Here is a 12,321-nt window from a genome sequence, read left to right as displayed (position 1 = left end):
TCGGTAAGCGAGCTCAGGCGCCCTTTTCGACAGCCTGTATGAAGCGGTCGACTTCGGCGTTGGCGCGGTCGCCTGCGCCGATGAAATAGTTGTGGCCGATGCCTTCGAAGGTGACGAGCCGGGCGTTCGGCAGCAGTTCCGACAGGGTCTTGCCGTCCTCATAGGGCACCGCGAGATCCTGGGTGCCGTGTAGGACGAGGGCGGGGAGAGTGACCGCCGCGACCTCTTCAGGCGTGATGGAATAGTCGATGATGGCGTGGCTCTGGGCGATCACGCCGGTCATCGAGAAGGGATCGTCTTTGCCTATCTCCTTGTCCCGCGCGATCGCATCTTCGGGCGCGTTGTCGCCGTAGCCGTTGTTGAACTTGGCCGGCTTCAAGAACAGCTTGATCAGCGGCAGCAGGCGATAGATCACGCTGACCTTCCATTTGCCCCGAGGCGGCCCGTCCGGCGTCTTGGCCTTGGTGCAGCCGAGGATCAGTGAACGCGCCCTTTGCGGGTAGCGGGCGCCGAACTCCAGCGCGATGCCGCCGCCCATAGAGACACCATAGATGTGGGCCTTGTCGACGCCGGCCGCGTCAAGCACGGCAACGGCGTCCGCAGTCATTTGCGCGATAGACGTCCGCCGGCGCGCACCGCTTTTCCCCGATCCCTGATTGTCGAACCAGATCAGGCGGTAGCGATCTCCAAGGCCCTCCTTGGCGGCATACCACATGGCCGAGCTTAGCCGGTGTCCCATGATCAGGAGGATGGGCGGTCCCTCGCCCTGTTCTTCCCAATGAAGGCGGATTCCACCGTTTGACGTGAATGGCACTGGTCTTCCTCCTGGGGGTCGTCGGCATCGCCGATCTGAACCGGCGCTCTGCGGCGTCGTCGCATAATCCTCCCATCGGCCTTGTGGTGTGTCAACATTCATTGTGTCACTAATGAATGTTGACGGTGATCAGATTTGGTGGAACACAAAGAGGCAGGCGACGGAGATCGCCTTTGGAAACGCAGATATCGAGGGAGGCTCACATCATGGCTGGAAAGCTTTGGATCACCACATCCGTCATCACGCTGCTGTGGAGCGGAGTGGCGAACGCACAGGCGGCTGAAGCGCCCCAGGCCTCTGGGCAGGTAACGACCCTCGATGAGGTCGTCATCACGGCCGAGCGGCGAACGACCAACTTGCAGACCACCGCCGTCTCAGCCTCGGTTCTCAGCGGCGAACAGCTGCAGGACAAGGGCGTGACGAACATCGAAACCCTTCAGTTCTCGATGCCGTCGGTGACGGTTCAGAACTCAGGGCAGGGCAACAGTTTCAACATTCGCGGCATCGGCAAGACAGAGAACAACTCCAACATCGGCGTCGGCGTCGTCACCTATCGCGACGGGGTCGCGGTCTTCCCCGCCTATTTCCAGAACGAGCCATTTTACGACATTCAAAGTCTGGAGCTGCTGCGGGGACCGCAAGGCACTTTCGCCGGCCAGAACGCCACTGGCGGCGCAGTCTTCATCACCGAACGTAATCCAGAGCTTGACGGTTTTGGCGGTTACGTCAGCGCCCAGTACGGAACCTATGACGACCTTCGAGTTCAGGGCGCGGTCAACCTGCCGGTCAGCGACACCCTGGCAGTCCGTCTCGCCGCCAACCGCGAAACCCGCGACAGCTTTTACTCGGTGATCCAAGGCGCCGCGTCGCTGGGAAATCCAGGCGCCGTCGACAGCAACAGCGCGCGCATAAGTGTTCTATGGCAGCCGAACGACGACCTGCGTGTGCTGTTCAAGACCGATTACAGCCACATCGATCTCGGCGGCTATCCGACCACCCTGCTCGGCGGGAACGACGGCCTGTTCAACATCAGAACCAATGGTCCCTTCCTCGCCAAAGACGAGTCGGTCCGGTCTATTCTGAACGTCAGCTACACATTCAAAAACGGCGTCACCCTGCGCTCGATCACCGGATATCAGGACGGTACGACGCAGGTCCGTGCGGATTCGGACGGCGGCTTCGGCCTACTGCCAGTCAACAACCAGACGGTTCAGATCTACGCGACCGAACGCATCTGGTCCCAAGAGCTCAACCTGATTTCGCCCGACACAGGTCGTCTGGGCTGGATCCTTGGAGCCTACTACCAGGATGACCGCACCCAGTTCCCGCGCGGAAGGTCTTCCGCTGCGACGCTGTTCCCGCCCTTGCCCTTCCTCGTCAATCTGACGACGGAGGGCGACAATCCCAAGACCACCGCTGCAGGCTTCGGGCAGATCACCTACAAGGTGACGGACGCGGTGGAACTGCAAGTCGGCGCACGTTACTCGCGCTCGACCGCAGAGAACCGCGGGCTTACCGCCCTTCCACTGCTAGGGCTGTCGCTGGCCCAGGACGACCGCACGAGCCACGAGAAGGTGACCGGCAAGGTCGCCGTCAACTGGACGGTCGACGCTTACAACTTCGTCTATGCCTTCGTCGCCACGGGCCATAAGGCCGGGGGGCTGAACGGACCCAATCTTTCACTGGTCGTGCCGAAGCCCTTCGAGTCGGAGGAAGTGCTCGACTATGAGGCCGGCTGGAAGAGCACATGGTTGGACGGGCGGCTTCGGACGCAGATCGGCGCCTATTACAACATCTACGAAAACTTCCAGATCATCCTCGGAGACCCGGTCGTGCCGACGTCCAGCGCGATCAGCAACGTCCAAGGGCGGACCCATATCTACGGGCTCGAGGCGTCCGCTCAGGGCCGGATTGGAAATCTCGGGTTCGATTTCGGCGCCTCGGTGTCTCACTCGGAACTGCCTGACTTTTTCGCCGTGGACGCCCGTGGGCCGCTGACAGGCAACTGCAATCCTTCGACTGGTCCGGCCTCGACGACCTGCCGCAATGTCGGGGGCAACGCCCAGACCTATGCGCCCGAACTGACGGTCAGCGCCGGGGTGGAATATACCTTCGCCCTCGGATCCGGCCGACTGACGCCGCGACTGGACTACAGCCATATCTCCGAGACCTGGGGCACCATTTTCGCCAACGAAGCCCTCGGGGATCGTCTGGAGGCGCGCGACATCTTCAACGCGCAACTGACGTACGAGAATGCGACGGGGGATTGGCGGCTACAGGCCTACGGCACGAACCTGGGCGACCTGGAATACGTCGGTGCGGTCAAGAGCGGCCAACGCTACGCCGGTCCGCCACGCCAATACGGCGTCCGCCTGACGAAAAACTTCTAGTGTCGGAGTTAGGTGCGGTGTCGCCCCATTTCGCAGGATCGATGCAGGACTACAGCCTGACGGTTGACCGGTTTCTCGACCATGCCGCCAAATGGCATGGTCGGGCGCCCGTCATCACCGGCAGTGCGGGCGGAGGCGACCGCGTCGTCACCTATGGCGACCTGCGGGATCGCGCCAACCGTCAGTCCGGCGCCTTGCTGGCGGCCGGACTGAAGCCCGGCGACCGGATCGCCACCCTGGCCTGGAACACCCAGCACCATCTGGAGGTCTGGTATGCCGCGATGGGGGTGGGGATCGTCTGTCACACCCTGAACCCTCGTCTGACGGCGGCCCAACTAGCCGCCATGGTCAACCAGGCCGATGATCGGATGCTGTTCGTTGGCGGAGGCCTGGCCGCCCTTGCGGACGCGCTGGTCCAGGCCTGTCCTAGGCTCGAGCGGGTCGTCATCCTCGACGGGGAGGAGGATGACGGCGGCGCAGAAGACCGGGTTGGACTGGAACGTCTTCTTGAAAGCCAGGGGCGGCCGGCGGAATGGGGCGACTTCGACGAGCGAGCGGCGGCCGGACTGTGTTTCACGTCAGGCACCACCGGAGCCCCGAAGGGCGTACTCTATACCCACCGTGCAAACTATTTGAGCACGCTGCGGATGATGCAGGCCGACACCCTGGCGCTGACGGCGGCGGACTGCATCCTGGTCGCCGTGCCAATGTTCCACGCCAACGCCTGGGGCATTCCGTTCGCCGCGCCGGCGGTGGGGGCTGCGATGGTCCTGCCGGGGCGTCACACCGACGGGGCCGCATTGGCAGGTTTGATCCAGCGCCACAATGTGACCGTCGCGACCGGCGTGCCGACCGTCTGGCTGGGTCTGCTGGATCATTTGGATGCGACAGGCGGGGCGCTTCCCAGTCTCAAGCGCGTGGCTCTGGGCGGCGCGAGTTGCCCGGACGCCCTGTTGCAACGAATCGAAGATCGTCTCGACGTCACCGTGCAGACGAGCTGGGGCATGACCGAACTGTCGCCCCTCGGCACCATTTCTCCGCCGTCTGCACAGCCCCGTGCCGCGCGGGCTTCGGGACGGGCGCCGATGGGGCTCGATATCCGGCTTACGGATGCCGACAACAGTCCTCTGCCGCAGCAGCGCAATGTCGAAGGGCATCTAAAGGTGCGCGGCCACAGCGTGCTGCGCCAATATCTCGACGCCGAGACCCATGCGCTCGATGCGGACGGCTGGTTCGACACCGGGGATCTCGCCGTCATCGACGATCAGGGCGCCCTCACCATCGCGGGCCGGTCCAAGGATCTGATCAAGTCGGGCGGCGAGTGGATCAATCCCGTCGAAATGGAAGGTCTCGTCGGCGCGTTGCCTGACGTCGCCCTAGTGGCGGTGATCGGCCGCGCCGACCCCAAATGGGGCGAGCGCCCGCTGATGGTGATCGAGCCGCGCCAGGGTCAGGACGTGGACCAGGCGGCCGTCTTGGCGTCGCTGAAGGGGCGGGTAGCCGACTGGTGGATCCCGGACCGGATCGTCAGGGTGCCGAGCATGCCCTTGGCCGCGACGGGCAAGATCGACAAGAGCCGCCTCCGCGCCGAGTTCGGGGACCCGTCGAGATGATCGGCCGCCGCAGACGCTCGCCGCAAGACTGCAAGACGCCGATCCGCGCAGCATCAGCCTGAATTTTCGCCTCACCTAATCAGACCGGGCGACGCCCGGCTTTGAGGACAACCCAATGACAACCGTGTCGACCGGCCCTGCCTCGGAACTTGCAGCGCCTTCGTCCGGCGCTTTGCGCAAGACGAAGTGGAGCGTGATCTGGCTTCTGACGCTGACTATATTTTCGGCTCTGACCGTCGGCGGCATTCTTGCGCCGTTGCAGGAGGCGGCCAAGGCGGACCTAGGTCTTGACGATCTTCAGCTCGGGCTGATCGTCGGCGTGGCTGGGGCCATTCCCGCAACTCTGCTGGCCATGCCGATCGCCTGGTTGGTCGATCATGGAACACGGACGCGGATTCTAATCGTTCTCGCGTCGATGTGGGCGTTGGGCGCGATCGGCATGGCCTTCGTCGACAACTTCTACGCCCTCTTCGCCGCTCGATTGGTCTCCGGTATCGGGGCGGGAACTGCGTTCCCCGTGCTGATCTCTTTGCTTGCCGATGTCTGTGTGCCAGAGCGGCGCGGTCGCTCGATGCTGGTTGTCTCAATCGGAGCATGGGCCGGAGCCGGTGCGTCCTTCGCGATCGGCGGGACACTGTTCGGATATCTTGAGGCCAACCCTCTCACGATGTTCCCGGACATGGCGCCTTGGCGCCAGACCCACCTGCTCGTCGGGCTCGGATCAGCCCTGTGTGTCCTGCCGCTGTTCCTGATGAGGGAGCCCCGCCGCCACGAGGTCGGCAATACCAATCCTTCCGTCAAAGCCGCTTTGCGCGCTTTCTGGCGACAGAAGGCGTTTCTCGGACCGCTGTTCGTCGGCAACTTCGCAGGGGGTCTGGCGGAAGGCGCGGCGGCGATCTGGATGGGGTCGGTGCTGATCCGCCAGTACAACCAAACTCCTGGTCAGTTCGGCGTCTGGGTTGGGGTGGTGATTGTGGTGTCTGGCCTGCTCGGGTCTGTGATCGGCGGTTTCGCAGCCGACGCGGGGCAGAAGTTGAAGATGCGCGGCGGCATCCTTTTGCCCGCGCTGATCGCCACTGCGTTGAGCATTCCCGCCAGCCTGTATCCTGTCATGCCGACGGTCAGCGGCTTCGCCTGGGTCTTATTCTTCCTGCTGATCGGAGGCTCTATTGTAGGCTTGGTCAACAATGCCGCCATCGCCGTCCTGATACCCAACGAAGAACGCGCACTTTGCCTGGCCGCATTGAAGATCGTCGGCACCATCGTCGGCGGGCCAATCGCCGCCGTCATCATCGGGTGGGTCAGTTCGGTGATCTCCGGACCCGGCAGCCTGGGCGTCGCGCTCGCCTGGCTTGGGGTCTTAACCGGGATCATTTCGTTGATCGGCTTCTGGATCGCCATGGCCAATGCGCCGGCGCCCCCGGGGTCGCTCGAGGCGCTTGCAGAGACTGCGCCGGACGGCGGGAAGGAGGGTGTTCATGACTGAGGCTCTTGAACGCGGCGGCGCGCTGGTCCGAAGCCGCGACCTGAGGCGTCTGCCGGTCGAACGCCGAACGCTGAAAGCCGGCGTTCCAAGAGATCGCGCAGCCATAGCGGCGATCCGCATCGGTGACCTGGCCAGGTCTTGTGGCGTTACGGCGCGGGCGCTGCGCCATTACGAGGCCGAAGGCCTGTTCCATTCGAGCCGCACGCGTCAGGGCGAACGCCTCTTCACACCCAACCAGTGCGACATCGCTCATCTTGTGGTTCAGCTCAGGAGCCTGGACGTCGCGATCGCCGACATCCGCGCCTTCATCGACGACACCGTTCCCGAGCCCGTGCGCATCATGACATTGCGTCGAACGCTGGAACAGCAGGCGGCCGATCTGTCATCGCGCCTGGCGTCGCTTCGTCGATTTCTTGAGGGCGAAGGCGGGCTGACGCGGCTCGAACGGCCGAACCTCACGAGCCATCCCGTCCAGGATCAAGGCTTCGGATGACCTCGCCATTGAAAAAAGACCCATCGCTGCCCGCGATCGGCGTGATCGGGGCTGGCATGGTCAGCCATGCCTATCTCGGCACGATCAGTCGGTCGTCCGAAGTCCGTCTAAAGGCGGTGTCCAGTCGAACCATGGTCTCGGCCGCCGACCAGGCCCGGCGCTATGGCGGTCTGGCCATGACGACCGAGGCCATGCTGGCCGATCCCGACATCTCGGTGGTCGTCAATCTCGCGCCGCCCGAGCTTCACCATCAGATCGGACGTGCGGTGCTGTCGGCCGGCAAGCATCTCTATACCGAAAAGCCGTTCGCCACCTCCTTGTCGGACGCCCACGATCTGATCGATCTGGCGGACCGGATGGGCTTGAAGATCGGATGCGCGCCGGACACCTTCCTTGGTCCCGGCCACCAGGCCGCTCGCAAGGCGGTCGACGATGGCGTCGCGGGCCGGATCGTCGGCGGTTCGGCGACCATGGCGTCGCGCGGCATGGAGCATTGGCATCCGAACCCCGCATTCTTCTATGGCAGAGGCGGCGGACCCCTCCTGGACATTGGTCCGTATGCGGTCACCCAACTCGTCAATCTGTTGGGACCGATCGCGCGCGTAACAGCGATCGGATCGGCGCCCCGCGCGCACCGAACGATCACCAGCCCGACCCGCGCGGGTCAAACGCTTCAGGTCGAGATCTGCACCACCGTCAACGGCGTCCTTCTGTTCGAGAGCGGCGCCAACGTCGCCCTGACATTGTCCTGGGATGTGCCGCAACATCGCCGTCCGCCGATCGAACTCTATGGCGAGACCGGCACGCTGGCCTGTCCCGATCCCAATGCTTTCGGGGGCGAAGTCTTGCTCGGGCGCGGGGAGGGCGACTGGTCGCCCGTCGCCGGCGAAGCCGCAGGACAAGGGCCTGTCGCCGCCGCGACCATCGTCTCAGCGATCCAGACGGTCCAAGCAGGGCTTCATCCAGCGACGGGCGAACCGATCGGGCCGACATCGCCCCCGCTTTTTGGCGACCGGCGTGGGTTGGGCCTGATCGAACTGGCGCGCGCGGTGAGGCAGAAGCGCGAACCCCGCGTCAGCGGCCGGCTGGCCGCCCATGTGCTTGAGGTTCTTCTCGCGCTTCAGGACTGCGCCGAACACGGGGGCGATCGATCCATCGCCTCCCGCGTCGCCAGACCGGACCCGCTGTCGGAGCCCATTCCATGACGCCCGCGCCCACTGTCCTGGTCGGAATCGAAACCGGCGGCACCAAGATCGTCTGTCGGGTGATCGACGAAGCCGGCCGGACCCTGACCGACACCCGTTTTCCGACCGTGACCCCGGATCGGGTTGTCGACACGCTTGTCGCCACCATCCAGGCGGCGCGTCCCGCCGGGGCGCAGATCGGCGGGATCGGCGTCGCGAGTTTCGGTCCCGTTATCGTCGATCCGGCCTCACCGAACCTGGGCCGAATGCTGGCGACGGCGAAGGCGGGCTGGACAGGGTTCAATCTTACGCAGGCCCTCAAAACCCGACTCCAGGCCCCGGTGGTCATCGATACGGATGTGAACGCCGCCGCCATCGCTGAACAAGCCCTCGGAGTGGGGAGGGGCTTTCACAGCGTCGCCTACATCACCGTCGGGACTGGAATAGGCGGAGGGCTGGCGATCGACGGGTGGACGCTGAAAGGCGGTCTGCATCCCGAGATCGGCCATCTGCCGATCAGGCGGGCCGAGGGCGACGATCATCCCAGCGCCTGCGGCTTTCACAGGGACTGTGTCGAAGGGCTGACGGCAGGACCTGCCTTGGCGGCGCGCCTGGGCGGGCGGCGGCTGGACGCTGCGCCCGAGGTTCGCGCGCTGGTCTGCGACTACCTGGGTCAGCTGTCCGCTTCCCTGCTCCTGGCCTGGTCGCCTCAAAAAATCATTTTCGGCGGCGGGGTCATGTCCGCGCCGGGCCTGCTGTCCGAGATCGAAGCTCGGATGAGGCTGGAGCTCAACGACTACGGCGCGTCGGTCGTAGCGGAAGGCGGCCCCTACATCGTCGCAGCCGCGCTTGAGAACGCGGGGCTGGAAGGTGCGCTGATCATGGCCCGAACCGCGTCCCAATCGACTGCGAGGGGGCGGCCATGAGCCTTGATGACGGCCTTGTCGCGGACGCGGCCGGTGGAGTTGGCGTGAGGCGCCGATTACACCTTGGAACAACGGTTGGATTAGTAGCCCGCTTCGACGTTGAGCCTTCGTAAAGGCGTGGTGAAGACTTATGGAGGAATGGGACATGGCGATGCGGTTTGATGGTCAGGTGGCGATCGTGACGGGCGCGGGCGGCGGACTGGGCCGCGAGCACGCCTTGGCGCTGGCGGCGCGGGGGGCCAAGGTGGTGGTCAACGACCTGGGCGGCGCGCGCGACGGCTCGGGTGGCTCGGCCAGCGCCGCAGAAGCCGTCGTGGCGGAAATCCAGGGGGCAGGCGGCGAGGCCATCGCCAACGCCGCCTCCGTCACCGACTTCGCGGCGGTTCAATCGATGGTCGATCAGGCGATGGCGAAATGGGGCCGGATCGACATCCTGGTGAACAACGCCGGCGTCCTGCGCGACAAAAGCTTCGCCAAGATGGAGATCGAGGATTTCCGCTTCGTCGTCGACGTNGACGCGGGGTCGGGGGGGGGGGCGGATGCGGCGCCTCGGCATCGGCTTGCAGCGGTTCGTCTGGAACATGAGCGGACGTGTCGCTCGCCGGCGAGGTCCTTGGAGCGTTGGCGCCATCGAAACTGCCCGTGGCGTCAGGGTGAGCTGGATGACGGGAGCGCCGCCCACCATGGCCGGCGAAGGCCGCAGCCCCAGGGAAAAGACGGCCACGAGGCCGATGTGGAGGGCGACCACGACCGACCCGGCGAGGGCTCGTTCCGCGGGGGGAGGCCGCTGGACCCTCGATTTCGAGATGTGGTCGAGGCCCTGATCCGGCGATCCCGAAATGACGCGGCTTCGAACGCCTCCCGCGTCCTCTTCGACCTTTCAGCGATGGCGGCTGCAGGGCGCTGACTACTACCGTTTGCCAGCCCGCCAATCCCATGGACTGACGAACGCCCCCGCCCACAGCCCCTTTCGGCCCTCTTGGGCGTCATGTTGCTGCTCAGCATGTTCGCTGCCGCTGTAGCGCGCATAGTCCAAAGCCCAACCGTCGGCGACCATCCAGCTTCCAAGATCTCGGCGGAACGTCCTGCAGCCCTCGCCTGGTGCGCAGTCGGCGGTGACGGCGCAGCGCGCGACCATGCGGCGATAGCGATCAGGCCGCCCCTGCGGCGTGCAGGTGACCGGCCGGTCGTTGATCAAGCGGTCTAGATGGCGGGCCGCCTCCGTGCCGCAGCGGTAGGCCTGACCGTCCCGCAGGCAGGACTGGCGGCCTTCAGGCGCATCCACGCCCCACAGCCGCACGCGTTGGCCCCCGATCTCCAAGGTGTCGCCATCGATAACCGTGGCCCTTCCGATCAAAGGGGCGGCGGGCATGGCGGCCTGCAGGGCGACGGCGAGAACAAACGTAGTGAACATCGTAGCGTGGTAGCTGAAGTTCCCCGGCCAAGGCTATGGCGAGATCTCTCGATAAGGCGAGCCTACGGGAGGCCTCTCTGAGGCACGCTAGAACTTTGACCGACCGGTAGGGATAGGAGCGGGGGAGCCGGCGAAACCTGGACGCCTCATCCAGCTTTCTTTACCGCTGCTATGCGCCAGAAGGAGACGTGGGCTTCTATCCCCAAACCGGACCTTTACGACCTAGCGCAACAAGGTCTGGCAGGTACAGGCTGGTCGCTGTCCGGTCGCCCAAGGCTTGATCGTTGCAGATTTTGCAGGTCAACAAATGACTATGACTTCCTCGCATGTGACATCGCGGTTTGAGACGTGCTTCGTCTCCGGTCCAACTGGGCCCGAGACGGCGACGTTGAGGGATATGCTGATGGCGCGAGGCATAGCCGTGACCTCCGCACATTCGCTGAATGTCGGGTCAGCGATCACGCCAGAGCTGCTGAAGCTTATCGCCGCGTCGGACTTCGTGGCGATGGTCCTGAGCGGACGCGGTCGCGACTCAATCATGTATGAACTCGGCATCGCTCGCAGTCTCGGAAAGGCGGCGTTTATTGTCCTCACCGAGGGTGCTGCGCCGAACGAGATTTCGGGTGCCTACCTAAGGGCGGTTGAAGACCGCCGCGTAGCCGATGCCGGCGACGACCTCGATCGGTTCTTGCGCAACGCCAAGGCACCGCCCGCAATCTTGGCGGACGTGCCGGATGCACGAACGGTTGATCTCAGCTGGGCCAGCCGCGAACTGCAACACCTTCGGTCTGGTGCCGCTGGGAATTCGCGCGCGGAAATTTTCGAAGACCTCATCAAAAGGATCTTTGAGTCTGCCGGCGCAGATGTGACGGCGACGGACGCTCCCCGCAACGAACCGCAGGTGGATTTCGTAGTCTGGCTGAATGAGATCGCCTTCGAGGCGGGCGGCCCAGTGCTCGTGGAATGCAAGCTTCTTCGAGGCGGCTCAGGGAGTGTGATCAAAAACGCAGAGGCATACGTGAAGCGCCTGACTCGCGCCGTAGAGGCGAGCGACGCCAGTTTAGCGCTGCTGGTGTTTGATCACGACCGGAGCCACACCCCGCCCTCGCTGTTTGAGACCCCGCAGGTGCTCTCCTTTTCTGCGGAAGACCTGATCTCGACACTGGAAGGCGGACGTCTGGAGAAGGAGATCCTGAAGCGGCGGCGCCGCGCGGCCTTCGTGCGTGGAGACGCCGAATGACGCTCGATCCCGATTGGATCGCAGCGGAACTCAAGGCGATCGCGGAGACCCCCGAAGCCCAGCCAAAGGGGGCCAGGCTCGAGGCGCTCATGAGGACAATCTTCGAAGCCGTCCCTGGTTTGGTGTTCGAGGGTTCGAACATCAAGAACTCGTATGGGACCGAGGAAATAGACATCCTCTACTGGAACGAGGCCCCCCGCGACGGCCTGCACTTCCTGGACTGCCCGTTGATCGTCGAATGCAAGAGCTCCGGCCATCCGGTTCCCGGGCGGGACGTGAGGTACTTCGCAACGTTGCTGAAGGACAAATCGCGCCGCAATGGCATCCTGATCGCGTTGAACGGCGTCACCGGGGATAAGGATTTTCCGTCTGCCGCCTTCTTTCATCTGACAGCCGCGATGATCGACGGGGTTACGGTCCTCGTGATCACGGGCGATGATCTACGCAAGCTTACCTCGGGAAACGACTTAGTCCGCGCGCTGCGGGTCGCCATGACCGAAATGGTGAAGCGACAGGTGCTCAGTTCAGGGTGATAACGAGATTATCGGAGCGGCCGGACTCTACCGCTCGGCCGTTCTTATGGGGTCAGCTTCATTGCGGCCTCCAATGGGCGCTTCCAACTTCTGCGGCACCCGCCTCCATTCCTGCAACTCCGCACGCGTCGCGCGTTAGCCAGAGGCGAGGGTGCGCCAGAAGCGGACATTAACATCATGCCAGACAAGAGACATCCGCGGGCGGATTGGAATGGGGACGTTTCTGAG

10 protein-coding genes and 1 pseudogene are annotated in these 12,321 nt (G+C 64.3%); 9 read left to right on the top strand and 2 right to left on the bottom strand.

What is annotated here, in order from left to right:
- Positions 1-13: 13 nt before the first annotated feature.
- Positions 14-916: an alpha/beta fold hydrolase gene (locus tag CHRYSEO8AT_RS02270; RefSeq protein ID WP_159845648.1), complete on the bottom strand. Its 903-nt coding sequence runs from the start codon at positions 914-916 to the stop codon at positions 14-16.
- A gap of 104 nt (positions 917-1,020) precedes the next feature.
- Between CHRYSEO8AT_RS02270 and CHRYSEO8AT_RS02265 the strand changes: the two genes are divergently transcribed.
- The 7 genes and pseudogenes from CHRYSEO8AT_RS02265 to CHRYSEO8AT_RS02235 all read left to right on the top strand — a co-directional run.
- Positions 1,021-3,204 carry a TonB-dependent receptor gene (locus tag CHRYSEO8AT_RS02265; protein WP_159845645.1) on the top strand — a complete coding sequence of 728 codons (2,184 nt, stop codon included), beginning with the start codon at positions 1,021-1,023 and terminating at the stop codon, positions 3,202-3,204.
- Positions 3,205-3,221: 17 nt separating this feature from the next.
- Positions 3,222-4,817: an AMP-binding protein gene (locus tag CHRYSEO8AT_RS02260; RefSeq protein WP_370514218.1), complete on the top strand. Its 1,596-nt coding sequence runs from the start codon at positions 3,222-3,224 to the stop codon at positions 4,815-4,817.
- Between the two features lie 115 nt (positions 4,818-4,932).
- Positions 4,933-6,303 (top strand): MFS transporter, encoded by a 1,371-nt coding sequence (locus CHRYSEO8AT_RS02255; RefSeq protein WP_159845642.1) that lies wholly within the window; start codon positions 4,933-4,935, stop codon positions 6,301-6,303.
- A complete protein-coding gene (locus CHRYSEO8AT_RS02250; protein ID WP_159845639.1) occupies positions 6,296-6,796 on the top strand; it encodes a MerR family transcriptional regulator in 501 nt (166 codons plus the stop codon). The genes CHRYSEO8AT_RS02255 and CHRYSEO8AT_RS02250 overlap by 8 nt, the downstream gene beginning before the upstream one ends.
- Before the next feature lie 8 nt (positions 6,797-6,804).
- Positions 6,805-8,001 carry a Gfo/Idh/MocA family protein gene (locus CHRYSEO8AT_RS02245; RefSeq protein WP_159845636.1) on the top strand — a complete coding sequence of 399 codons (1,197 nt, stop codon included), beginning with the start codon at positions 6,805-6,807 and terminating at the stop codon, positions 7,999-8,001.
- Positions 7,998-8,906 carry an ROK family protein gene (locus CHRYSEO8AT_RS02240; RefSeq protein WP_159845633.1) on the top strand — a complete coding sequence of 303 codons (909 nt, stop codon included), beginning with the start codon at positions 7,998-8,000 and terminating at the stop codon, positions 8,904-8,906. The genes CHRYSEO8AT_RS02245 and CHRYSEO8AT_RS02240 overlap by 4 nt, the downstream gene beginning before the upstream one ends.
- Positions 8,907-9,051: 145 nt before the next feature.
- Positions 9,052-9,419 (top strand): annotated as a pseudogene (locus CHRYSEO8AT_RS02235) (SDR family NAD(P)-dependent oxidoreductase); the annotation flags it as partial.
- Positions 9,420-9,816: 397 nt separating this feature from the next.
- Here CHRYSEO8AT_RS02235 and CHRYSEO8AT_RS02230 read toward each other — a convergent pair.
- Complete coding sequence (locus CHRYSEO8AT_RS02230; RefSeq protein WP_201304332.1) at positions 9,817-10,320, bottom strand: thermonuclease family protein; 504 nt, start codon at positions 10,318-10,320, stop codon at positions 9,817-9,819.
- 403 nt (positions 10,321-10,723) lie between these two features.
- Between CHRYSEO8AT_RS02230 and CHRYSEO8AT_RS02225 the strand changes: the two genes are divergently transcribed.
- Both CHRYSEO8AT_RS02225 and CHRYSEO8AT_RS02220 read left to right on the top strand, forming a co-directional pair.
- Positions 10,724-11,560, top strand: coding sequence for a hypothetical protein (locus CHRYSEO8AT_RS02225; RefSeq protein ID WP_159845630.1), 837 nt, complete (start codon positions 10,724-10,726; stop codon positions 11,558-11,560).
- Positions 11,557-12,093: a hypothetical protein gene (locus tag CHRYSEO8AT_RS02220; protein WP_159845627.1), complete on the top strand. Its 537-nt coding sequence runs from the start codon at positions 11,557-11,559 to the stop codon at positions 12,091-12,093. Before CHRYSEO8AT_RS02225 ends, CHRYSEO8AT_RS02220 begins: the two co-directional genes overlap by 4 nt.
- The last annotated feature ends 228 nt before the right edge of the window (positions 12,094-12,321 follow it).

Origin of the sequence: Brevundimonas sp. G8, assembly GCF_902506205.1 — a bacterium.
Lineage (GTDB): Bacteria > Pseudomonadota > Alphaproteobacteria > Caulobacterales > Caulobacteraceae > Brevundimonas.
The sequence above is the reverse complement of the archived record's forward strand: the minus strand, read 5'-3'. Positions and strand labels throughout refer to the sequence as shown.